The sequence below is a fragment of the Bacillus sp. NEAU-Y102 genome (assembly GCF_054788175.1).
The window spans coordinates 295,210-319,124 of sequence record NZ_JBTWFK010000002.1 but is presented as its reverse complement, the minus strand read 5'-3'; the positions used below and the strand labels follow the sequence as shown (position 1 = coordinate 319,124).

Sequence of the window (23,915 nt, the reverse complement as noted above, 5' to 3'; positions counted from 1 at the left end):
TTATGTTATAAAGAATTTTGTTCCCTTTTTTCTTAGCGGAATAATATTAAAATTTGGTTCTCACCCGTACGCTTTATAACGAAAAATCCACTTTCGGCTTTTGTAGCAATGCCATTGTCATTTGGACGACAATATCCATGCGTTTCGCAAGTGCCGTCATCACGTACTAACATTTGCCCAATTAATCCGACAGGAAGCCACTCGGCGCGATCTTTTCTTGCTACATATTTGCAAGCTGGATCCCATTCTGTATTTAAAAGAGGTTGTATTTCTTCTGATTCCGTCCATACATATTGGCGTTTTCCAAAGTTGTCTGTTTTATAGCGTTTTTGCCAACTTAAAGCCCCGCTATTTCCTATAAGTGCAGGGGTTGCACTAGATATTCCTAAAATGAACGAATCGTGTGAAGTAGCTATCCGAATTTTTTCTTCGCTACTAAATGTAACGAAATAACCGACATCAATAGGTTTATGACCTTCTGTTTCAAACATTTGTGCAAAATCCGTTCCGCTTGCATTGTAAGACGCGCCCTCAATATACATTTCTCCATTATGGGCAAGCCATTTAGCACCGATATTATGGTCGGTGTCGTTTGCACCATTTGCAATAAACCAGGAATAAGCTTCTTCTGCAGTGCCGAAGCGCCCCATAATATGGCTACCTGCAAAATGAGCTGTTGATGTATGATGACCTTCCGCATGAGAAGAGAAGCCGTTAGCGATAGTTGCGGTTCCTTCTGCGTGTGCTGCTTCGCCTAAAGCAGTCGTCTGTTTACCCTCCGCATGAGAATAAGCACCGCCTGCTGTCGTTTCACTTCCCTCACTATGCGAACTATGTCCAGTTGCTTTTGAGTTGGATCCTTCTGCATGAGAGAAAGAACCTTTTGCGTGTGTTAATAAGCCTTCCGCATGTGCTGCCATGCCCTCCGCATGAGAGTGAAGCCCCTCCGCATATGCATATCGGCCGCCCCTTTTAACTTTTGTATTTTCAGGTGTAGGTGTCTCAATTATGAGTGGTTTTTCAGTTTGTATATCATTCGATGAAGCTAATGCTTCTTTTATTTTTTTTACTTTGTTTATAATAGCAGCTGGAATTTCTGGTTCCACTTTTTTATTTATTGCTACAGAATTATTTTCTTCCGCGGTTTCTTCTGTTTGGTTAGAACGTAGTACCTGTTCATCTTGATTTGAGAGCTGTTTATTTTTTTGTTGCATCTTTATTTTTCTGCGATCGATTATGTGGTTCATCACAGCATTTTCTAAAGAGACATATGTTGGTTTTACTTTGCTTTTTTTTGATGACTCTTGTTCTTCTAGTTCTTCTATGGCTGCAGCCCGAATGCTACACCAGTTGTTAATTCCGTACATGGGCAGATATAAAGGGGGAAATTTTCTTTTTTGTTTAGAAGATTTTTTCTTCATTCTGTCACCTCCTGCGACATTATATGTAAAGCAATTAAAAAAAGATGCACTTTATTGCATCTTTTTTTAATTACTTTACCTAGTTTTATATGAGATCTGCCTAAATAATACGGTAATCTCTCGCTAAGTAAGGTAGTTATGAAATTGGACGGAACTTCTCAGTGACAAAAGGTAAAGAAGAAGGGACAGAGATAGTCTCCATTTCAGGATAACGTAATCCGGTTAATTTGCCACCAAATACAGCACCAGTATCAATATTGACTGTCTGATTGACGAATCGAGGTTCTTTTACTGGTGTATGTCCATATACAATCCAAGCTTGCCCCTTGTATTCTTGCGCCCAATCGCGACGGACAGGTGAGCCATCGGCATGCTTTTCTCCTGTAATATCACCATATAATACAAAGGTTTGTACTTTTTTATCTCGTCTTCCTATGTAATCTTGCCGAATCCCAGCGTGACATACGATTACTTTTTTTTCATCTAGTATGTGGTAGAGTGGTGATTGTTCATAAAGAGTGATAAACTTTTCTTTTATAATGTTTTGCTTATGAGAAGGAAGTGCCTCATATTCAGCGACAGTTGTTTCAAGTCCGTGAGCGATTGTTACATTACGTCCAAGGAAAAATCGATATAATTTATTACAGTGATTTCCAGGAGCGTAATAAGCTTCTTTTTTATGTATGACAAGTTCCCATACAATTTCGATCATACGTAATGAATGAGGACCACGGTCTGTAATATCACCAACGAATGCAAGTTTACGTTGTTCAGGGTGGATCGGTAGACCGCTACTCCAGTTATACCCTAGCTTCTCTGTTAAATTTTGAAACTCTTGGAAGCATCCATGAATATCTCCTATAATGTCATATTTCATATTTAAACCTCCATCGTATTTTTCATTAGTATATCTAAAAAAGGATAGAGATAAAAATATAGCGTTTTTGTGTTGTTCATTTAAACATAAAGCTTTTCGTTCTTGAGCGAATATTTAAAATGAATCCAATCGCAATCATGTATGTAAGCAGTGAACTTCCTCCGTAGCTCATAAGAGGTAATGTTATCCCTGTAATGGGAAGTAATCCGATTGTCATCCCGATATTTTGGAATACTTGGAAAGTAAACATTCCGATTGTACCAGCGCAAATGTAACTACCGAAAGGGTCATTACTTTCTAAAGCGATATGAATCATTCGAAAAATGAGTAAGAAAAAAAGTGAAATAATGACACTTGCACCTAGAAATCCAAATTGTTCAGCGACATTAGTGAAAATAAAATCTGTATGTGGTTCTGGAAAATATACTTGTCCATTTTCCCATCCCTTTCCTTGCATTTCTCCGGATCCAGTCGCTAAGAATGCTTGTCTTAATTGATAGCCTTGCGCATCATATTTGTAAGGTGCCAACCATCCGTAGAAGCGATTTAATTGATATTCTTTTAAAATGTGTGCTTTAAAGAAATCTGTGTGAGTAAAAAAAATATATATTAATGTAGATCCAGCCACGAAAGTACCTGAAACTAATCCGAAAACAAAACGCCATCGTATGCCAGAAACTAGTATCATTGCTGCAAGCATCGCTGAAATGACCATTGTGTTTCCTAAATCTGGTTCTTTTGCAATAAGTAGTAGTGGTGGCAAGCTTGTCGCAAATATTTTTCCAAGTAATAAAAAATCGTCACGCATTGTTTGGGAAAAATATTTCTCATTATGATTTGCTATAATTCGTCCAATGACGATAATTAAAAACAATTTCATAATTTCAGAAGGCTGAAAATTTCCGATGCCTGGGAGCCTGTACCAAGCGGTAGCGCCTTTAATTGTAACGGCACCTGGTACTTGAAGTTCTAGTCCAATAAGTAGTACCATTGCAAAGCTATACAAATACCAAGCAATTTTTTGATAACGATCGAAATCGATAATCATAATAACACCAATGGCTATAAATCCAATGAAGTACCATTGGATTTGCTTGAGTACAAAATTGACATTTTGTAAAAATGGCGGTAAGGAGGCTTGCGCACTTGCAATAGCACAACAACTAACAATCCCAATGGCAAATAAAATAAATAGTAATACGTAGTCTATTTGATATTGAGAATTTGAATCTTTCAATGTAGGTATTCCTTTCTACTGCTCTTTATAGTAATGGATTTTATAGTATGAGAAAGAATGTATGAACTATACGAATGATTCACATATAGTCCATACACTTTTGATTTTGCAGAGTAGTTTAATTGTTTAACTCTTTAATAATTATATCCAAACAATGGGCAAGACGTACATGTGCGTCAGGAAAAATATCTAGTTGATGAAGGTAGTATTTTAAGGAACTTTTACACCATTTGTAAGCACTAAGTAGAGCTGTTCTATAGTCTATAGTATTTTGTAAAAATCCATATTCTTTTGCTGTTATAACGAGGTGTGTGAAATCTTCGCAACCTTGAAGTAGTTTATTGTGTATTTGTTGTCCAGCATGGTAGCGAAATTGACTTAAAGGCTCAGAAATGTATATTGCATTTCCTTTAGAAAGTAAAGAAATCCATGAGGCCATATCAACACTACAAGAATATTGTCGCTCTTTAAGGGTGCCAAAAGGTTCAGTGAGCAAGTTCTTTCGAAACAAAGTAGTTGTAGGTTCGCCGATAATGTTGTGGCCGGCCTTTAGCATCCAGTCGCCTAAAAATATTCCGTTTAATGGGGTATCTTCGCTATATAACTTTTGTGTTGGATGGGCATCGCCGATTAGATTTCCATGATCATCAATACGTACTCGATAAGAAGTAACAAGAGCAAGATCTTTATTGGAATCTTGCTCAAAATAGGCCATCATTTTTTGTATTTTATGCTTATAAAACACGTCATCGTCCATTAAAAAATTTATATACTCACCATTTGATTTTTCTATGAGCATAAGGTCATTGTGAAATTGTCCTAGAGTAGAGATATTTCGAATGTATGTTATATTTTTATAATTTGGTAAGTATTGTTCATGGATTAGAGTTGCTGTTTCATCATTTGTACTATCATCTCCGATGATGATTTCAATATTTGAATAAGTTTGTGCCAATGCACTTTCTAGAGCGATTTTGAAATAATGGGGTCGATTATAAGTGGGAATAAGGATAGAAACGAGAGGTAGATTTTTTTCACTCGCCATACATAACTTCCTTTCAGAAGCTTTTTTTTGTAAGAACAATATCTTGGTAACTTGTATATTCTGGTCTGCCGCACCATAAACCATAATGTGGTTTATTGATTATTTCTAGACCATACTTATTCAATAGATTGCAAATATCTGTCTCAGGATAAGCAACTGCAAAATTGGGAATATCTTTATTTACAACGTAGCAATTTTCAATTCGATGATAAAAACCTAATGTACTTTGTCCTGCATTTAAATAATAGGACGATTCAGGATTTATTAGAAAGAATGTAATGAAACATCTCCCGTCTTTTTTTAATACACGTACAATTTCAGATACGTAATGTTCTAATTCTTTTGGAAGAAGATGTGTAAATACAGAAGTTAAAAAGATAAAATCGAATGTTTCGTCTTCATAGGGAAAACGATATTGAGAGGCATCTTCTTTTCCTTCTGGATTATAGAATTGATTGTATATGTCAACATGTTCAAAGTGAAAATTATTACGCATAGTTGAAATGTTATTTTGACACCAAGTAATTCCATCTTTAAACAAATCAAATCCATAATATGCTCCATCATCATTTAAGTAATTCATTAATGGTACAGCCATTCGGCCGACGCCGCAGCCTACATCTAATACTTTTTCATTTGATTTTAAAGCGCCAATTTGAATAAAATGCTTTAGGAACTCTTTTCCAACCTTTTTGAAGTCGCCACCTACATATTGGACGAGTTCAGGAGGGGGGAGTAAAGTCATTTCTTTGTTAAGTTCGCTCATGAGTATACCCCTTTCTTGTTTGAGAATATGCAGTCACTCTATTAATAAAATTTTCAATTTGTAGTGAGAGAACAAAGGAAAACAATTGTTATATGTAAGGAGATTCCACAAAAGAAATACTTAATTGGATTAGAAGTGAGAGAAGAATGAGTGAAAATGGAATCTCCTATAGATTAAATCTTGTTTATTCTTTTCTCCAATAAACGCCAAATACATCAATTTTAGTAATAGGGGCTTTTAAATTTCGTTGCTTTCTAAAGTCTGTCACAGCCTCAGCGCATGGCGGTAGCCCGTAGTCATCGATAATTATATAGCCACCTTTAGAAACTTTATCATATAAGTTCATGAGACCATCCATGGTGGATTCGTACATATCACCATCAAGCCGTGCAATTGCTATTTTTTCAATTGGTGCTGTTGGTAAAGTATCTTTAAACCAACCTTTTAAAAATTTCACTTGATCATTTAGTAAATCATATTTTTTAAAATTCTCTTGTACTTGTTCTAAAGAGACGCGTAAGTAATCGAATGTGTGTAAATAATCACCGTAATCTTTTGGATATTGTTCTAGATTCGGTGCTGGCAAACCTTCAAATGAATCTGCGACCCACACAGTACGATTCGTAATGTTGTTTGCTTGTAAAAAACCATTCATAAAAATGCATGATCCTCCGCGCCATACACCTGTTTCAATAAAATCTCCCTCTATATTTTCACGAACAACGGTTTCCATTGCCTCTTGTAATTGGTTCATACGTTCTCGACCAATCATGCTATGTGCTGCTCTTGGCCAATCCATTCCATCATGACGTTCACTTTTTGAAACATTTGGTTTTACAATTTTTAAGTTATGGTTTTCGGCATATTGCTTAATGAATAAAGGGAGGGGGACTGTAACGGGTTCGAATTCTAGTTCTTTCGAAATATGTAGAGATGCGGGTAAGTATGCCTCATATTCCAACCATATTTCAAATAAAATTGTTTTCTTTAGCAATTCGAGATAAAGCTGAACAGCAGATTTACTTTCCATATTTGTGCCTCCTGCAAAATGTCATACAACAATATGATTATGTAGCTAACGAATGTTTCATGATTGAATTTGAAATTGAAAAAGCAGTAAAACTGATATCAGTTTTACTGCTAAGTAAAAAATTAAGCAACTTTTTCAATAATAATGGATGCACTCGTACCAAGAGCTAATGATAGCCCAAGTCCTGTAACAATTACTTCAACCAATGATGGAGTTGTCGTAATTTGCGTAATTGCTTGAATAACGATAGGTGCTCCAAGTGAGATTAAACTTGATCCAGTACCTGGTACAGGTACTCCATTCACTTGGATTGTAAGACCTCCTAATAAGCTTACTGTTGCAGTATTAGCGATAACAGTAATTTTATAGAATCCAGTTTCACTAATTACGAAAGTATCAGCATCTAATTGAGAAATTGCTGTACCAAACTGAGATCCAACAGTATTAAATGGTACTGGATCATTAATTCCTAGATCTAAAGAAATCCCACCGGAGTTAAATGCATATAATCCTGCTGGAAGTCCTAATCCGGATGGTCCAGTCGGTCCAGTAGCCCCCGTAGGTCCAGTAGCTCCCGTAGGTCCGGTAGCCCCAGTGTCACCAGTAGGCCCGGTAGGTCCAGTAGCCCCAGTGTCACCAGTAGGCCCCGTAAGTCCAGTAGCCCCAGTGTCACCAGTAGGCCCGGTAGGTCCAGTAGCTCCAGTGTCACCAGTAGGCCCAGTAGGTCCAGTAGCCCCAGTGTCACCAGTAGGCCCCGTAAGTCCAGTAGCCCCAGTGTCACCAGTAGGCCCGGTAGGTCCAGTAGCCCCAGTGTCACCAGTAGGCCCCGTAGGTCCAGTTATTCCAGTTCCACCCCCAGTAGGCCCGGTAGGTCCAGTAGGTCCAGTAGGTCCGGTAGGCCCCGTAGGTACAGTAGGCCCGGTAGGTCCGGTAGGTCCAGTAGGCCCGGTAGGCCCAGTTGGAAGGGTAAACGGTGGTATCGGTGGTAATGTTGGTCCTACAAGATTAGGGTCAAATGCACTAGCTGATAAAGATTCATCGGGATTTAATCCATTTGAATAATTATTATTTGACATAAATTCACCTCCATAAAGCGTTCATTATATAGTAGATGCAAAACCGAAAGAAAATGACACGGACATTTGAATTATTGAAAAGAAATCTTAAACTACTTGAACAATTAAAAAAAATGGAAAGTTTAGTATATGTATAACATATGATTGATTTGGAAGAGGGTGATTATGTTGAACAAGCAAGGAATTACAATTAGTTTATGTATGATTGTTCGAGATGAGGAGGAGACAATAGCCCGTTGTTTAGAGACAGTTGAGAAAATTGTGGATGAAATTATAGTAGTGGATACAGGTTCCGTCGATCGAACGAAAGAAATCGTAGAGAAATACACTTCTAACATATATGATTTCCAGTGGATTGATGATTTTGCGGCAGCAAGAAATTTTTCTTTTTCAAAAGCGACGCAAGAGTATATATTGTGGCTAGATGCAGATGACGTATTATTAGAAGATGCTCAAGAAGCATTGAAACTCTTAAAAATAGAATTAGATCCTAAATTTGATGCTGTTTCGATGCCTTATCATCTTGCGATGGATTCTAACGGGAAACCTTTATATTGTACAAAAAGAAATCGACTTGTAAAGCGTGAAAAACAATTTCAATGGTTTGGAAAGGTTCATGAGTATTTAGCTATTGCTGGTGAGACTTTTAGTAGTAAAGTTGCTATTACACATAAAAAAGAAAAAAAAGTAACAAATCGTAATTTGAAAATTTTTCAAAATACTGTAGCAGCAGGGGAAGAATTGAGTTCGAGGGATTTATTTTATTACGCAAATGAATCTATGGATAACCAAAAATATGATGATGCAGTTCTTCTTTATGAAACATTTCTTAATCAAGACGAAGGATGGTATGAAGAGAAAATTTATGCATGTGGTAAGTTAGGAGATTGCTATGCGAAGCTCGGAATGTGGGAGAAGGCAATCGAATCTTGTGTGAAGTCGTTTCGGTATGACGTCCCTAGAGGAGAGAATTGTACAAGAATAGGATATATATATATGGAACAAGAAAAATATAATGAAGCGATATTTTGGTTTAAACTTGCAACGGAAGTACCAATGGCAACGGAAAGTCCTTTTCATAGTCCAGCTAGCTACACATGGCTACCCTATTTACAAATGTGTATTTGTTATAGCAGGTTAGGGGAGCAGGATAAAGCGTATTATTACAATGAATTAGCAGCTTCTTATGTTCCGAATAATGCTGCAATTGAATATAACCGTAAATATTTTCGGGGAGTTTTTGATAAACCATATAAAGCGTAATAGGTTTCGTTTTTTAGAAATGATTTATCGTTATTCTAACTCTAATAGATTGGTTATATATTAGAGTATCAGTAACGAAACCAATATAGATAAAAAATTTTATAAAGCTATTTGCGGGCTAATAATCAGTGGGGGATGAACAAAATCTGCACTTTATAGAATTCATATGAGATTTATATTTCTAATTCAATTTGCATAAGGAGTGTGTGAAATGAATCGCGAAAAAAGTTCTTTATATGAAGAAAAATCCGAGCATTATTATAATGCAGCGAATCCGAATTTATTAAAGCATATAAAAAAGGAATGGAAAGAAGTTCTTGATATTGGTTGCTCGAGCGGTACATTGGGAGCAGCGATTAAAGAAAATGGTACACGTGTATCAGGAATCGAGGCATTTCCAGAGGCTGCAGAAAAAGCGAAAGAAAGACTAGATCATGTTATTTTAGGGGATATAGAAAAAATAGATCTTCCTTATGAGGAGGAGCAATTTGATTGCATCCTATTTGGAGATGTATTAGAGCATTTATTTGATCCGTGGGCTGTGATTGAAAAGGTTAAGCCATATATAAAGCAAAATGGTGTGATTTTAGCAAGTATACCAAACGTTGCTCATATTTCAGTATTAGCTCCCTTACTTGCCGGAAATTGGACGTATACAGAATATGGTTTATTAGATAAAACACATATTCGTTTCTTTACATTTAATGAAATGCTAAGAATGTTTTTAAAAGCAGGATATGTTATTAGTAAAGTAGATCGTGTATATGTTGATCATAAAATGTATGAACCACTTATTGAGGAGTTATATGGAATTTGTAAAAAATATCGTCTTGGAAGTGGCTTCATGGCTGAGACAGTTGTATTTCAGTATATTATTGAAGCTGAAAAATCACAATTATGAGTGCTGCAGACAAAACAATATTATTTGTTACATGTATAAATGATCGGAAATTGTATGCAAACTGCGTGCGACATATATTGCAATTGTTAGTACCACCAGGGTATATTGTCCAATTTATGCCGATTCGAAATGCGAAAAGTATGACGAGTGGATACAATCAAGCCATTTCGCATCCAGCGAAGTATAAAGTGTATTTACATCAAGATGTTTTTATTATAAATAGAGCTTTTTTATACGGATTACTTCAATTATTTGAGGAACATGAACACCTTGGTATGATTGGGATGGTTGGAGCGCAATATGTTCCTCCAACTGGTGTATGGAACGAAGGGCGTGGAATTGTAGGAAAGGTCATTGGTTATATGAATGATTTGTTTTATATGGCAAGTTTAGAACAACCGTATCACGAATCAAAAACATTTATTCCTGTAGAATGTATTGACGGTTTATTAATGGCGACACAATATGATGTTCTGTGGCGAGAAGACTTATTTGACGGATTTGACTTTTATGATGTATCTCAATCATTTGAATTTAAAAAAGCAGGATATACAGTCGGTGTACCTGTACAGCGCGATGCTTGGTGTATCCATTATCATTTTGATGTGAATATGACGAACTATGAGAAGTATCGGGAAATATTTGTGGAACACTATATGTCAGAGGTAAATAAGGAAGAATAAAAGGGGGGACAAAAATGAAAGATCATACAATATTAGTTGTTGTTTGTGTAAATAATGAAGAGCTTTTCAAACAATGTGAGAGCCAAATCAGAAACATTTTTGTTCCCCCTGGCTATGTCGTACAAATTTTTCCGATACGAGATGCACAAAGTATGGCAAGTGCATACAACCGAGCCCTTTCATATCCAGCGAAATACAAAGTGTATATACATCAAGATACATATCTTATTAATCGAGACATGTTTTCTACACTTATATCTCTTTTTAAAGAAAATGAAAAGCTTGGTTTAATAGGAGTCGCTGGGGCTCAGTTTTTACCGAATAACGGGATATGGTGGGAAGGAAAAAATTTAGTAGGGAAAGTGATTGAATACAGAAGACAGAATTATCAATTATTAAATTTAGATCAGGTTTTTTATGGTAATCAACCATTTTTGTCAGTTCAGGCAATTGATGGTTTATTCATGGCAACGCAGTATGATATTCCGTGGCGAGAAGATTTGTTTCAAGGGTTTCACTTTTATGATGTGTCACAGTCTTTAGAGTTTCAAAGGGCTGGTTATTTAATCGGTATCCCAAATCAAGCAAATTTATGGTGTATTCATTACAACGGGGATGAGTTTGATGCGGATACATATGAGAAGTACCGGCAAGTGTTTATAGAACATTACAAAGATATATTATCTCCATCATAAAGGAGAGATGCAGAGTGAAAGGAATTATTTTAGCAGGTGGTACTGGATCGAGATTATATCCAATAACGAAAGTAACGAATAAACATTTACTTCCTGTTGGTCGGTATCCGATGATTTATCATGCGGTATATAAGCTAAAACAATGCGATATTACAGACATTATGATTATTACAGGTAAAGAGCATATGGGGGATGTTGTTAGCTTCTTAGGGAGTGGTCATGAATTTGGCGTGTCCTTTACGTATCGTGTGCAAGATAAAGCGGGCGGTATCGCACAGGCGTTAGGGCTTTGTGAAGATTTCGTCGGGAATGATCGTATGGTAGTTATATTGGGGGATAATATTTTTTCAGATGATATTCTTCCGTATGTTGAAGAGTTTGCAAATCAAAAAGAAGGTGCGAAAGTGCTCTTGCAATCTGTAGAAGATCCCGAAAGATTTGGCGTAGCACATATTCAAAACCGAAAAATAGTTGAAATTGAAGAAAAGCCGAAAGAGCCGAAAAGTTCTTATGCTGTTACGGGAATTTATTTGTATGATTCGAAAGTTTTTTCTTATATTAAAGAATTAAAACCTTCTGCACGGGGAGAACTTGAAATTACAGATATAAATAATTGGTATTTAAAACGAGGGGTACTTACTTATAATGAAATGAGCGGCTGGTGGACTGATGCGGGAACTCATGCTTCTCTTCAAAAGGCGAATACGTTAGCACGGGATATTGATTTTGGGAAACAGTTTAACGGAGAATAGGTGAGAATATGAAAGTCGTAGAAACAAATTTTATCGATGCAAAATTGTTAGAACCGAGGTTGTTTGGAGACGAGCGTGGCTTTTTTTCAGAAAGCTATAATAAGCAGGTGCTAGAAACATTAGGGATTACGTATTCATTTGTACAGGATAACGTATCTTATTCGGCTAAGGCAGGAACGATTCGGGGACTACACTTTCAAAAAAAACCGAAAGCACAAACGAAACTCATTCAAGTTATGCAAGGGGCAATTTATGATGTTATCGTTGATTTACGAAAAAAATCACCAACATTTAAACAATGGAAAGGGTATATTTTAAGTGCAGATAACCATCGACAATTACTAGTGCCAAAAGGGTTTGCGCATGGATTTTGCACCCTTGTTCCGCATACTATCGTTATGTATAAAGTAGATGAATATTATAGCGCAGAGCATGACTCAGGATTACTTTGGGAAGATAAAGATTTAGCAATTCCTTGGCCAGTAACCGATCCTATATTGTCCGATAAGGATCAGATATTACCATTACTAGAGGAATATGAAGATAGTTTTTAAGTAGGAGCGTTGTTTATGAATATATTAGTAACAGGTGGGGCTGGATTTATTGGAAGTAATTTCGTTCATTATATGCTACAAAGTTATGAAACATATAAAATTATTAATTACGATGCATTAACATATAGCGGGAATTTAAATAACGTAAAATCTCTTCAGAATCACCCGAATTACTCTTTTGTAAAAGGAGAAATTCAAAATGGAGAGCTATTAGAACATATTATAAAAGAGCGAGACGTACAAGTGATTGTAAATTTTGCAGCTGAATCACATGTGGACCGTAGTATTGAAAATCCGATTCCTTTTTATGATACAAATGTAATTGGGACGGTCACTTTATTAGAACTAGTTAAAAAATATTCGCATATAAAACTTGTGCAAGTATCAACGGATGAAGTGTATGGCTCTTTAGGGAAAATAGGGAAATTCACAGAGAAAACGCCGTTAGCTCCAAATAGTCCATATTCTTCAAGTAAGGCGAGCGCGGACCTGATAGCTCTATCTTACTATAAAACATATCACTTACCGGTTATAGTAACGCGTTGTTCTAACAATTATGGGCCGTACCAGTATCCCGAGAAATTAATTCCGTTAATGGTTACGAATGCACTGGAAGGAAAAAAACTACCGTTATATGGTGATGGTTTAAATGTAAGAGATTGGTTACATGTAACGGATCATTGTAGTGCGATTGACGTTGTTCTGCATAAGGGACGTGTAGGAGAAGTATATAATATAGGTGGAAATAATGAAAAAACAAATGTAGAAGTTGTGGAACAAATTATTACTCTTTTAGGAAAAACAAAAAAAGATATCGAATATGTTACAGATCGTTTAGGGCACGATCGTCGTTATGCGATTGATGCAGAGAAAATGAAGAATGAATTTGATTGGGAACCGAAATATACGTTTGAACAAGGATTACAAGAGACGGTGAAATGGTATGAAAAGAATAAGGAATGGTGGAAACTACTAAAAGACCAGTAAGGGGCATGTTAAATGAAAGAGAGGGTTATCATAACAGGAGCAAACGGCCAATTAGGAAAGCAACTATTTGAAGAGTTAAACTCTGAAGAATATGATATATATCCATTTGATAAAAAGTTATTAGATGTGACAAATATATCCCGAATACAACAAGTGGTACAAGAAATAAAACCACATATAATTATTCATTGTGCTGCCTATACGAAAGTAGATCATGCGGAGAAAGAACAGGATCTTGCATATAGAATAAATGCAATCGGAGCTCGAAATGTAGCGGTCGCTTCACAATTAGTAGGAGCGAAACTAGTTTATATTAGTACTGATTATGTATTTCAAGGCGCCAGACCAGAGGGATACGATGAATTTCATAGTCCAGCGCCGATAAATATATATGGAGCCTCTAAGTATGCGGGGGAGCAGTTCGTCAAAGAGTTACATAATAAATATTTTATCGTTCGCACATCGTGGCTATATGGTAAATATGGAAATAATTTTGTGAAAACGATGATGCGATTAGGAAAAGAAAGAGATGAAATATCTGTTGTAGCGGATCAAGTTGGCTCTCCTACGTATGTGGCGGATTTAAATATAGTTATTAATAAGCTCATTCATACTTCTTTATACGGTACATACCACGTATCAAACAGAGGCTCATGCTCTTGGTTTGAATTTGCAAAAAAGATATTTTCGTATACAAATATGAAAGTGAATGTGTTACCTGTTTCAACGGAAGAATTCGGGGCTGCGGCTGCGAGGCCCAAATATTCTATCTTTCAACATAACATGCTACGATTAAATGGTTTTTTACAAATGCCGTCTTGGGAAGAAGGATTAGAGCGCTTTTTTATAGAAACCAAAAGTCATTAACAAATTTCTGTTAATGACTTTTTTGTTTGCCTTTAAGCGGTTTTATGGTACTATAATTATAGTATCAGGTACTAATAACAAGTATAAGTATTTCTGGGAGGATATATCATGGAACTATTACAAGGGAAAACATTTGTTGTTATGGGCGTTGCGAACCAAAGAAGTATTGCATGGGGAATTGCTCGCTCTTTGCATAATGCAGGTGCAAAATTAATCTTCACATATGCAGGAGAACGTTTAGAAAGAAATGTTCGTGAATTAGCGGATACATTAGAAGGACAAGAATCACTTGTATTACCTTGTGATGTAACAAATGATGAGGAACTTACAGCTTGCTTTGAAACAATTAAACAAGAAGTAGGTACTATTCACGGTGTAGCACATTGTATTGCTTTTGCGAATCGCGATGACTTAAAAGGCGAATTTGTAGATACTTCTCGCGATGGATTTTTACTTGCACAAAATATTAGTGCATTCTCTTTAACAGCTGTAGCAAGAGAAGCGAAGAAAGTTATGACAGAAGGCGGAAATATTTTAACGTTAACATACCTTGGCGGCGAGCGTGTTGTGAAAAATTATAACGTTATGGGTGTTGCGAAAGCTTCATTAGAAGCGAGCGTGAAATATTTAGCGAACGATTTAGGTCAACATGGTATTCGTGTCAACGCTATTTCTGCAGGACCAATTCGTACGTTATCTGCAAAAGGTGTAGGCGATTTCAACTCAATCTTAAGAGAAATTGAGGAGCGCGCACCACTTCGTCGTACAACAACTCCAGAAGAAGTTGGCGATACAGCAGTATTCCTATTCAGTGATTTAGCTCGCGGTGTAACAGGAGAAAACATTCATGTTGATTCAGGGTATCATATCCTAGGATAAATATAATATTAATTTTTAAAGGACAATCTCTAAATGCTGAGATTGTCCTTTTTATTTGTTCTGAGAAAGAACGATTTTTAACGAAAGTTCTTACCACGTGATGAATATAACTATAATAGTACACAATTTATTCAGCTACGTATGGAAGTGGGAGGGACGAGTGTGAAGAATAAAAATAAAAGTTCAACAGTTGGAAAACCGTTGTTATATATTGCGCAAGTAAGTTTAGAACTTACTGCACCGAAAATAAAAAGGATTATCCTGACAAACTTTGGAAATGAAGATCAAAAAGAGCAAAGTAATAGAAATGAAAATATTGTAAGTAGTGCTGTGGAAGAGGTAACAGAACAAGAACAACAAGAAGAGCAGCAAGTGGAAGAAAAAATAGAAGAAGAGAAAAAAGAAGCACATGCAGAACAAGAACAACAAGAACAACAAGAACAGAAAGAACCAGTAAGAACTGTTCCGTATAATAAATCATTTAAGGATATGAATAATGATGAAAAAATTCATTTTTTATTAAACCGCCCTCATTACATTCCGAAAGTAAGGTGCAGAATAAAAACAGCTACAGTTTCTTATGTTGGATCGATCATATCGTATCGTAATGGTATTGTATCTATTATGCCGCAAAATAGCATGAGAGATATTAGGTTGTCTATAGATGATATCCAATCAATTAGTATGGCCGGCTTTTAAATATGTAAAGGTGGTAGAAAGCTTCTACCACCCCAATAGTTTTTTAGTTTACTTCACTTATTAGATAGTAACGTCGCGTAAGCATTGAATCGCACAGAAACAGCTTAAATCAACAGTAATGCAAGTAGATGTCGATACTAGTCTTGCATTTGGTACAGCTAAAAACGTACAAATTGGATCATCAGTAGGTGGTACAGGAGAACTATCACCTAATACTACACTTAATACACGTAGTACAGCACAGCTATCATCATCTACACTTTCCACACGGAAAATTGGAGATCGGCAGCCAACAAGGCTTGCAGATGGTGCAAATGCTTCAAAAGGTGCTCCAGCTTTTGTGTATAAAATAAAAGGACGTGTATTTGCTACTGATGCAGTATTATGTGCACCTAAAAATGGAATTTCACAACCAGATCCACACGTTGTTGTAGAACAATCTTGTAATTCATTGATGAATTTTACAACGTCAACTACACAATGAGAAGAGCCATGGTGTTTATTTTCGTTACAACTCATTAATGTCACTCCTTATCTTCTTGTTTGTATTTACATTAATAAGATATTGGAGTCGAGGAGATTTGGTCACAATCTCAAGACCTTTTTTTTTAAATAGGCGAAAGAAGATAAGGGAAGGTGGAATTATGCTGTTTACAAGCTGGCTTTTATTTTTTATTTTCGCGTTAGCAGCCTTTAGGCTCACTCGTTTAATTGTTTATGATAAAATTACAGCCTTTTTGCGAAGACCATTTATTGATGAATTAGAGATTACGGAGCCAGATGGAAGTGTATCAACGTTTACAAAAGTGAAAGGTAAAGGATTAAGAAAGTGGATTGGCGAATTATTAAGCTGTTATTGGTGTACAGGTGTATGGGTTAGTGCTTTTTTATTAGTTTTATATAATTGGATCCCTATCGTTGCGGAGCCGTTACTTGCATTATTAGCTATTGCAGGAGCAGCAGCAATCATTGAAACGATTACAGGATATTTTATGGGAGAATAATATATTTTCATAATAAGAGAAAAAGCGGAGTTTAAAAGAATGAGGGAACGGAAATAAAGAGTTGTTCATATAGTAAATAGACAGAATTGACAGTAGAGGAGATGTTTGCTGTGAGCAATAATCCTAGGCAAAATTCATATGACCTGCAGCAGTGGTATCAAATACAGCAACAGCACCATGCACAACAACAGGCATATCAAGAACAATTACAACAACAAGGATTTGTGAAGAAAAAGGGATGTAATTGTGGGAAAAAGAAGAACACAATAAAACACTATGAAGAATGAAACACTCATGTTACTGTGAGTGTTTTTTATTATACATATAAAAAGCGGTATTTCTGTATTAGAAATACCGCTTTTTACTAGCTAATTTGTGCAACTGTTAATGCTGCTGCACGGATGTCTACAGTTCCAATTAACTCAACTGGTACAATTTGAATTAAGTCACCAGGATTTAAGTTAATAAGAATAACACCGCTGGATACGTCTACTTCACCAGTACCAATAACGTTAGAACGAACCGCTGTGCCTGATCCAGGAATAATGTTAGCTGGTGTACCTAATGATAAGAAGAAACGACCAGCTTCTGGTGCTACAGGTGCGTTATCAAGACTAATCGTTAATGTATAACTAATTTGATAAATACCAGCTCGTAGAATTCGAATGCCATCTCCAACACTTACTGTATCATTTATTACAGGAACAGTAATATTTGGGTTTGGACTTACGCTAGGTAATAGTAGTGGTGTAAATAGTGAAGCGAACTGAGGTGCAGACGCGTTGAAAGCAAAACCGAAGGCAGGTAGTGTACTAGCTGGTTTTGCCTCGCAATCAATTTTAGTAAATTCGCAATCAGAAGAGAACATGTTTTTCACTCCTTTATCTGTTTCTACTTTCAGTTAATGAAAAGGACAGGTTCTATGTTCTAGACAAGTTCCCAATTTTAAGAAATTTACATAATAATACTCTTTAAGCATGGATTGGGTGGCAGAATTATCTGCCACCCAATCCATACTTAACTCATTATTTAGTTTTAAATTGTAACATCGCGTAAGCATTGAATCGCACAGAAGCAACTTAAATCAACAGTAATGCAAGTAGAGGTTGATACTAATCTTGCATTTGGTACAGCTAAAAACGTACAAACTGGGTTATCAGTAGGTGGTACAGGGGAGCTATCACCTAATACTACAGTTAATACACGTAATACAGCACAGTCATCATCATCTATACTTTCTACGCGGAAAATTGGAGATAGGCAGCTAGTAAGGCTTGCAGATGGTGCAAATGCTTCAAAAGGTGCTCCGGCTTTTGTGTATAAAATAAAAGGACGTGTATTAGCTACTGATGCAGTGTTATGTGCTCCTAAAAATGGAACTTCGCAACCAGATCCACATGTTGTGGTTGCACAGTCTTGCAGTTCATGTATAAAGCGAACGACATTAGATACACAGTTGAAATCACAATCATGGTCATGATGGTCTTCATTACAATTGCAGCTCATTATGTTCACTCCTTATCGTGAGTTCTGACATACACTATTACAATATGAGTGGGATATGGCTGATATTACGTTAATTCTCACGATAAAAACAAGGAATTTATATAGGAGGGATGTACATAACGTGATATAAAAAAAGACATCCTTATTTAGTGGATGTCTTTTCAGGTAAATCTTTTCGCACAGTATATAAAAAACGAGATATATCTAATTTCTTTCCTCTGAAAAATTGCGGAGAAGAAATGTAAAGTTCTTCTTTCGCACGTGTAATGGCGACATACAGTAATCGGCGTTCTTCTTCTAACGCTTCAGAAGTTTCCGTAATACGATCATTTGCATCTTTTAAAGAAGAAGTATGGGGCAGGATTCCATCACTCGCTCCAAGTAAAAAGACACATGGGAATTCAAGGCCTTTTGCGTTATGAATTGACATAAGTGAAACGGCATCTTTTTGCGGCATTGTTTTTAATGCTTCCATTTCTTTTTGGCCTTGAATCGCCTCGTCAATAAATTGTAAATAAGCTGGAATATCGGTGAAACGAGTTGCAGACTCCATTAATTCTTCCAACATTTCTTCTTGTATGTCTTTATGCATCGTAAAGGAAGAACGATCGTTACTTTGTAAGTACTCTAAATATTTTCCTTTACCATGTATGATTTCTTTTAATGCTTTTTTCGGTTCTAATTCTTTAATAAATTTAATAAAATCGATGCGCTCATTTATCTTTTTCACTTGAAAAGGTTTTAAGCTTGGATTTAATAGTAAGAAATGAAGAAGAGAGGGGAAGCGACCCTCACCATATTTCCATTGTTCACGTTCAATAAATGAAATACAATCATCACGTCCGATATACATCGTCGGCAATATGTTTGAAAGTGATTCTAGTCGAAACGGCTCAATTACGAGTCGTAAATGATCTAATACAGGCTTAATTAAAGAATGCTCATAAAATGATTGGCTTGCCCCGTGTTTAATAAACGGGATTTTATGAATGGTAAGCTGATCAAGTAACGAACGACTTACAGAATGTGTGCGATACAGTAAACAAAAATCTTTATAGTTTCGTTCACCGCTATCTACTTTCTCTTGAATGAGCTGTAAAATTTGATTTGCTTCATCAAGAGTCGTAGCAGGTCTTGCATAAAAAGGTTGTACACCTTCCTCACGAACGGAGTATAGCTCTTTATCAAAACGTTCTTGATTTAATTTTATAACTTCATTTCCAAGCCCAACGATAAAGGGATTGGATCGATAATTCGTATTTAGTGCAATGATTGTTGTGTTATCAAATTCTTTTGGAAAAGATAAAATAATTTGGTGACTTGCCCCTCGCCAGCCATAAATTGCTTGATCATCATCACCTGCGATGAACAAATTATTTCTTGGCGTGGCTAACAATTTTACAATTTCATATTGTGCATAGGATGTATCTTGAAACTCATCTACTTCAATGTAGTGAAAACGTTGTTGTAATTGAGTTAGTAAAGGAGCATTATTTTCTAACATATAATATGTTTCCAATAAGATGTCATCGAAATCAATATAATTGTATCGTTGTTTTACCTCTTCAAAACGTTCATATACTTCTTTAAATTCTTGTTCGACTGGCGTTTTCGCCTTTACATCTTTCGGACGATTTAATTTGTTTTTCTCAAGTGAAATCATCGCGAGGATCGTTTCCGAATCATAATCGTCTTTTAAACGCAATTCTTTTAAGATTTTCTTTATCATAATTTGTTTATGTTTTTCATTTGCTAAAATTTGCTGATTATACCCTTGACTACGAAGCAATTTTAAGAAAACAGAGTGGAATGTACCAGCAACAACGTAGCTACTTGCTGCATGATTCATACCTGGTAACTTTGCAACACGACTGCGGATTTCTTCAGCTGCTTTTTGTGTAAATGTAAGTAATAAAATATTTCTTGGATGAACTTGTTTTACATTTACTAAATAACCAACGCGAGTTGTTAAAACAGATGTTTTCCCGCTTCCAGCACCAGCTAGTGTAAGAACAGGACCTTCTGTTGTGCGCACGGCTTCTAATTGTTTTTCGTTTAAAAAAACATTTTGTTGTTCGAGAGCGCGGAAATAAGCCGCATCTACATCTTCTTCCATAATTAAATGGGTAGATGTTTTCGGAGTATGATATGTCGCACGCGGAATATCAGCGTGTGTTAACGATTTTTGTGAAAATTTTTCTTGTGTCATATATTCACCTTCAAAACTATAGCATCAACATTTAACTTTAGCGGAAGAAAAAGAAAATAGCAATGTAAAAAAACAGGAGGGGTCACCTCCTGCTTTCAAATCACAATTCTTTTATCATTACGACGTGCGGGATATTTGCTTCCATAAATACATCAGAACTCGTTACATATCCAAGTTTTTTATAGAAATCTTCAGCATGTGTTTGAGCATGAAGTTTCAATTTTGGTAGCGAATTTTCCTTTGCATACGCTTCAAGCGCATCCATAACAATTTTTCCGATGCCTTTTTTTCGATGGGAACCTAGCACGCAAATGCGTTCCACTTTTCCTATACCATCAAGGGTGCGAAAACGCCCAGCACCAACTGGAACATCATTGTCATATATAACAACGTGTGTTGAAGTTTCTTCAAACTCATCGTACTCTTCTTCAGCAGAGACACGTTGTTCATTTACAAACACTTGTTTACGTACAGAGAATGCATCTCTTAGTTGTTCGTCCGTTTGTACAATCTGTGCGTGCAAATTAGTTGTTCCCCTTTCCAAGATGGAATGTTTCGTGTACAGTCCATGTTCCATTTTCTAATTGATATAGAAGATGGAAACGATCAATTGGTTGTTCATAATAGAAATCTTTCATACGTAATCGCCCCAATACATCAGCATGCTCTGCATCTGATAAGCCTTGTCCGATTGTTAAGTGAGGTACGAAAGCATATTCGCGTTCTTGCGTGAATAACCCGCCATGCATTTCTTCATTTAAGAAAGTAAGTTCAGGTGTTTTTTCTACTTTAAAATAAAGGACGTTATTAACAGGTGCGAATGAACCGACTTTCCCAACATGAAGGGTGAAAGGGTTCGTTTTACCTGCGATTGTATGTAGCTCGTTTACAATCGATTCTAATTGTTCATCTTGCGTCTCAAAGGGTGTTTTCAATGTAATATGTGGCGGAACTAATGCGTAGTGTGGGTCATAACGCTTACGCAATCCGTTCGCTTTATCTTGAATCATTTTAGATGGAAAAATTACAATGCCTAATTTCATGTTCCAATTCCTCCCTTTGTAAGTCTAGTTAGATTTTGAGATAAATAGATCTCTTTGTCTATTATATCAAATTATTCTGAATACTGCTCTCTATTATTTCATTGATAGAATATGAGAGAAGGCTTTTGGTAAATCAGTTTGCCAATATTTCCAAGTATGATTACCTTCAAACTCTTCGTAATGCGTAATGAAATTTCTATCTGTAAGAAGTGTATTTAACTCACGGTTCGGTTCTACGAAATCAGATACTTGTCCATCAGTACGCTTTACAGCCGTTTCTTCTGTGCCGATGACGTGATACAGTTCTAATGCTTGTGGATCTTTGAAGTCTTTTGCTAAGTTCATTACTGTCTCATCCACAAATGGTGATTGCATAACGACTTTACCGAATGTATGCGGATACATAAGTGCAGTCATAAAGGAAACTGTTCCGCCAAGAGAATCACCAATTAAAACACGACCTTTTCCCATTTGGTACGTTGGATAATTTTCATCAATATATGGTGCAAGTTCATGAGCAAGGAAACGTATATATGCAGCATTTTTTACTTCATTTGGGAAATATTTTTCTTTACGATCATGTACATTTTTATATGGAATACCGACAATAATTGTACGGTCAATTTCTTCAGTTTCACGAAGGCGCTCAATTACACGATGCGCTTTACCGAGCTGAAAATAATCTCTACCATCTTGTGCAATTACAACTGTATGTTTGTGCAGTGGTGTGTAATTTACTGGTAAATAAACGAGAAGTGTAACGTCTTCTTGAAGTGATGCGCTATAAAATGAAATTTCTTCAATTCTCCCTATTGTTTGACTCATGTAGATCCCCCTAAATAAAAATTTACTGTAACGATTGTAAGAGCGACGCTTGTAGTGAAAAAGGAAATAAATATTCACTAATTGGTGCCTTAATTTCTATTTTACCATAATGGTACGAAGAATCTAAAAAATTAGTATTTAAGTCACGAAAGAAAACGGATATAATGAAGTGGGATTTTTGACAGGTGAGAGGGGAGACAGGATTTGAAACAAGAAAAGTCAATCGCACTACCATTAGCTATTTCTATAATTGCCATTTCTTTTGCAGCAGTTTTTGTAAAGATGTCCTCAGCACCATCTTCTATTTTAAGTATGTACCGCTTATGGATTATCGTACTTATTATGCTGCCTATCGTATGGAAAAAACGGGAAGAGTTTAGTAAGATTCAAATAAAAGATTGGGGATTTTTAATTGGATCTGGTTTCTTTTTAGCACTTCATTTTCTATTATGGTTTGAATCTTTAAAGCATACGACAGTTGCGAGTTCGACGATTATTTTAGCGCTTCAACCAATCGTATCTTTAATTGGAGGTTTTTTCTTATTTAAAGAAAGAACAACATACTCAGCTATTGCAACGATGGGAATTGCGATATTAGGCGTAATGTGTATTGGTTGGGGAGATTTAGGGCTAAGTGAACAAGCAATTTATGGAGATATATTATCCTTTTTAAGTGTAATAGCGGTTGTCGGTTATTTATTTATCGGGCAAACGACAGTAAAGAAAGTATCACACTGGATTTACAGCTTTACAGTTTTTGCATTCGCAGGTATTTTTATGGGAATTTATAATATAGTATTGCAAGTGCCTTTTACAGGTTATACGAAGTGGGATTGGACCGTTTTTCTTTTACTTGCGGTTGTCCCGACAGTGTCACACGTCATTAATAATTGGTTATTAAACTACGTAAATGCAACAACAATTTCAATGAGTATTTTAGGAGAACCCGTTGGAGCATCTATACTAGCGTTCTTCTTACTCGGTGAAAGACTAAATGCCATGCAAATTATCGGTAGCATGCTCGTATTATTTGGTGTATCTGTTTTCTTACTACAGCAACAAAAACGAACAGCAAAAAATGTAGTAAACGAGCCGGCGTATACACAGGAATTATAATGTTAGAGGAGAAAAGAGAAGTTGTGATACTTCTCTTTTTGTTTTATATAAATACGGGTGTGGAAGGGGGAAGGAAATGGAATTCCCATCAAAAAAAGATGTATGGCTATATCCGATTTTTTTCGTTGTCATTGGAGCGTGTTTTGCTCCCCTATTTGCAGGTAGAGAATATTTTCTTTTATTTTTTACAATTTCATTAGCGATATTATTTATTTGGAGTTGGTTTTCGACAAAATACATCGTCGGAGAAGAAACAATTACAATTAGATCAGGTTTCGTTAAAAAGCGCATATTTATACGAGATATAAAACAAGTTTTAAATACAAAAAATCCAATAGCAGCCCATGCATTGTCATTTGATCGACTTGAAATTGTTTATGGTGCACATCAAACAGAAATTATTTCTCCTAAAGATAAAGAGCAATTCATCAATCTTGTTAAAAGTAAAAATCCACACATTGAAATAAAGTAAAAGAGTGG

The 23,915-nt window shown here is 36.0% G+C and carries 28 protein-coding genes; 14 read left to right on the top strand and 14 right to left on the bottom strand.

Features of this window, described 5'->3' with window-relative positions:
• Positions 1-32 precede the first annotated feature (32 nt).
• The 7 genes from ACYFX0_RS08100 to ACYFX0_RS08070 form a co-directional block, all read right to left on the bottom strand.
• Positions 33-1,421, bottom strand: a complete 1,389-nt coding sequence (locus ACYFX0_RS08100) for a peptidase G2 autoproteolytic cleavage domain-containing protein (RefSeq protein WP_000730506.1) — start codon at positions 1,419-1,421, stop codon at positions 33-35.
• Between the two features lie 136 nt (positions 1,422-1,557).
• Positions 1,558-2,298 carry a bis(5'-nucleosyl)-tetraphosphatase PrpE gene (gene prpE / locus ACYFX0_RS08095; RefSeq protein ID WP_000872691.1) on the bottom strand — a complete coding sequence of 247 codons (741 nt, stop codon included), beginning with the start codon at positions 2,296-2,298 and terminating at the stop codon, positions 1,558-1,560.
• 76 nt (positions 2,299-2,374) lie between these two features.
• Positions 2,375-3,535 carry an FtsW/RodA/SpoVE family cell cycle protein gene (locus ACYFX0_RS08090; protein WP_460270223.1) on the bottom strand — a complete coding sequence of 387 codons (1,161 nt, stop codon included), beginning with the start codon at positions 3,533-3,535 and terminating at the stop codon, positions 2,375-2,377.
• A gap of 118 nt (positions 3,536-3,653) precedes the next feature.
• Positions 3,654-4,580: a glycosyltransferase family 2 protein gene (locus ACYFX0_RS08085; protein WP_000135606.1), complete on the bottom strand. Its 927-nt coding sequence runs from the start codon at positions 4,578-4,580 to the stop codon at positions 3,654-3,656.
• A 13-nt stretch (positions 4,581-4,593) separates the two neighbouring features.
• On the bottom strand, positions 4,594-5,346 hold the full coding sequence (locus tag ACYFX0_RS08080; RefSeq protein ID WP_001292841.1) for a class I SAM-dependent methyltransferase: 753 nt from the start codon (positions 5,344-5,346) through the stop codon (positions 4,594-4,596).
• 184 nt (positions 5,347-5,530) lie between these two features.
• On the bottom strand, positions 5,531-6,376 hold the full coding sequence (locus ACYFX0_RS08075) for a TylF/MycF family methyltransferase (RefSeq protein ID WP_000444387.1): 846 nt from the start codon (positions 6,374-6,376) through the stop codon (positions 5,531-5,533).
• 122 nt (positions 6,377-6,498) lie between these two features.
• Positions 6,499-7,452, bottom strand: coding sequence for a BclA C-terminal domain-containing protein (locus tag ACYFX0_RS08070; protein ID WP_086396727.1), 954 nt, complete (start codon positions 7,450-7,452; stop codon positions 6,499-6,501).
• A 165-nt stretch (positions 7,453-7,617) separates the two neighbouring features.
• On the opposite strand from ACYFX0_RS08070, the gene ACYFX0_RS08065 reads away from it, so the two are divergent.
• From ACYFX0_RS08065 to ACYFX0_RS08020, 10 genes are all read left to right on the top strand, one after another.
• Positions 7,618-8,715 carry a glycosyltransferase gene (locus ACYFX0_RS08065; protein ID WP_000932911.1) on the top strand — a complete coding sequence of 366 codons (1,098 nt, stop codon included), beginning with the start codon at positions 7,618-7,620 and terminating at the stop codon, positions 8,713-8,715.
• 211 nt (positions 8,716-8,926) lie between these two features.
• The gene (locus tag ACYFX0_RS08060; protein WP_001078435.1) at positions 8,927-9,616 is read left to right on the top strand and encodes a class I SAM-dependent methyltransferase; all 690 of its coding nucleotides are present in this window, start codon (positions 8,927-8,929) and stop codon (positions 9,614-9,616) included.
• Positions 9,613-10,299, top strand: a complete 687-nt coding sequence (locus tag ACYFX0_RS08055) for a glycosyltransferase family protein (RefSeq protein ID WP_460270221.1) — start codon at positions 9,613-9,615, stop codon at positions 10,297-10,299. The genes ACYFX0_RS08060 and ACYFX0_RS08055 overlap by 4 nt, the downstream gene beginning before the upstream one ends.
• Before the next feature lie 14 nt (positions 10,300-10,313).
• Positions 10,314-10,994, top strand: coding sequence for a glycosyltransferase family protein (locus ACYFX0_RS08050; protein WP_000651525.1), 681 nt, complete (start codon positions 10,314-10,316; stop codon positions 10,992-10,994).
• Between the two features lie 14 nt (positions 10,995-11,008).
• Positions 11,009-11,746 carry a sugar phosphate nucleotidyltransferase gene (locus ACYFX0_RS08045; RefSeq protein ID WP_000676159.1) on the top strand — a complete coding sequence of 246 codons (738 nt, stop codon included), beginning with the start codon at positions 11,009-11,011 and terminating at the stop codon, positions 11,744-11,746.
• 8 nt (positions 11,747-11,754) lie between these two features.
• Positions 11,755-12,300, top strand: a complete 546-nt coding sequence (gene rfbC, locus ACYFX0_RS08040) for a dTDP-4-dehydrorhamnose 3,5-epimerase (protein WP_000869412.1) — start codon at positions 11,755-11,757, stop codon at positions 12,298-12,300.
• Positions 12,301-12,315: 15 nt separating this feature from the next.
• Positions 12,316-13,287 carry a dTDP-glucose 4,6-dehydratase gene (rfbB, locus tag ACYFX0_RS08035; protein WP_001024179.1) on the top strand — a complete coding sequence of 324 codons (972 nt, stop codon included), beginning with the start codon at positions 12,316-12,318 and terminating at the stop codon, positions 13,285-13,287.
• 12 nt (positions 13,288-13,299) lie between these two features.
• Positions 13,300-14,154 (top strand): dTDP-4-dehydrorhamnose reductase, encoded by an 855-nt coding sequence (gene rfbD / locus ACYFX0_RS08030; RefSeq protein ID WP_000664661.1) that lies wholly within the window; start codon positions 13,300-13,302, stop codon positions 14,152-14,154.
• A 108-nt stretch (positions 14,155-14,262) separates the two neighbouring features.
• Positions 14,263-15,033, top strand: coding sequence for an enoyl-ACP reductase FabI (gene fabI / locus ACYFX0_RS08025; protein ID WP_000421885.1), 771 nt, complete (start codon positions 14,263-14,265; stop codon positions 15,031-15,033).
• Positions 15,034-15,174: 141 nt separating this feature from the next.
• A complete protein-coding gene (locus tag ACYFX0_RS08020) occupies positions 15,175-15,732 on the top strand; it encodes a spore coat CotO family protein (protein WP_080018635.1) in 558 nt (185 codons plus the stop codon).
• A gap of 60 nt (positions 15,733-15,792) precedes the next feature.
• Here the strand turns inward: ACYFX0_RS08020 and exsY are convergent, their stop codons facing one another.
• The gene (gene exsY / locus ACYFX0_RS08015; RefSeq protein WP_001277735.1) at positions 15,793-16,251 is read right to left on the bottom strand and encodes an exosporium assembly protein ExsY; all 459 of its coding nucleotides are present in this window, start codon (positions 16,249-16,251) and stop codon (positions 15,793-15,795) included.
• A gap of 125 nt (positions 16,252-16,376) precedes the next feature.
• Between exsY and ACYFX0_RS08010 the strand changes: the two genes are divergently transcribed.
• Together ACYFX0_RS08010 and ACYFX0_RS08005 are read left to right on the top strand one after the other, a co-directional pair.
• Complete coding sequence (locus tag ACYFX0_RS08010) at positions 16,377-16,736, top strand: DUF1360 domain-containing protein (RefSeq protein ID WP_000899662.1); 360 nt, start codon at positions 16,377-16,379, stop codon at positions 16,734-16,736.
• A 101-nt stretch (positions 16,737-16,837) separates the two neighbouring features.
• Complete coding sequence (locus ACYFX0_RS08005; RefSeq protein ID WP_014894818.1) at positions 16,838-17,023, top strand: hypothetical protein; 186 nt, start codon at positions 16,838-16,840, stop codon at positions 17,021-17,023.
• Between the two features lie 77 nt (positions 17,024-17,100).
• Here the strand turns inward: ACYFX0_RS08005 and exsF are convergent, their stop codons facing one another.
• From exsF to ACYFX0_RS07975, 6 genes are all read right to left on the bottom strand, one after another.
• Positions 17,101-17,604, bottom strand: a complete 504-nt coding sequence (gene exsF, locus ACYFX0_RS08000) for an exosporium protein ExsF (RefSeq protein ID WP_000492933.1) — start codon at positions 17,602-17,604, stop codon at positions 17,101-17,103.
• Positions 17,605-17,771: 167 nt separating this feature from the next.
• The gene (gene cotY / locus ACYFX0_RS07995; protein ID WP_106103633.1) at positions 17,772-18,242 is read right to left on the bottom strand and encodes a spore coat protein CotY; all 471 of its coding nucleotides are present in this window, start codon (positions 18,240-18,242) and stop codon (positions 17,772-17,774) included.
• Positions 18,243-18,384: 142 nt separating this feature from the next.
• Positions 18,385-20,451 (bottom strand): ATP-dependent helicase, encoded by a 2,067-nt coding sequence (locus ACYFX0_RS07990; RefSeq protein WP_247727773.1) that lies wholly within the window; start codon positions 20,449-20,451, stop codon positions 18,385-18,387.
• Between the two features lie 100 nt (positions 20,452-20,551).
• Entirely contained in the window at positions 20,552-20,974 is a 423-nt protein-coding gene (locus ACYFX0_RS07985; protein ID WP_000543309.1) for a GNAT family N-acetyltransferase, read from the bottom strand.
• Position 20,975: 1 nt separating this feature from the next.
• Positions 20,976-21,494 (bottom strand): YjcG family protein, encoded by a 519-nt coding sequence (locus tag ACYFX0_RS07980; RefSeq protein WP_000765871.1) that lies wholly within the window; start codon positions 21,492-21,494, stop codon positions 20,976-20,978.
• 93 nt (positions 21,495-21,587) lie between these two features.
• Positions 21,588-22,319 carry an alpha/beta hydrolase gene (locus tag ACYFX0_RS07975; RefSeq protein ID WP_000084010.1) on the bottom strand — a complete coding sequence of 244 codons (732 nt, stop codon included), beginning with the start codon at positions 22,317-22,319 and terminating at the stop codon, positions 21,588-21,590.
• 204 nt (positions 22,320-22,523) lie between these two features.
• On the opposite strand from ACYFX0_RS07975, the gene ACYFX0_RS07970 reads away from it, so the two are divergent.
• Both ACYFX0_RS07970 and ACYFX0_RS07965 read left to right on the top strand, forming a co-directional pair.
• Positions 22,524-23,435, top strand: a complete 912-nt coding sequence (locus ACYFX0_RS07970; RefSeq protein ID WP_000806947.1) for a DMT family transporter — start codon at positions 22,524-22,526, stop codon at positions 23,433-23,435.
• A 76-nt stretch (positions 23,436-23,511) separates the two neighbouring features.
• Entirely contained in the window at positions 23,512-23,907 is a 396-nt protein-coding gene (locus ACYFX0_RS07965) for a PH domain-containing protein (RefSeq protein WP_000395656.1), read from the top strand.
• Positions 23,908-23,915: the final 8 nt, after the last annotated feature.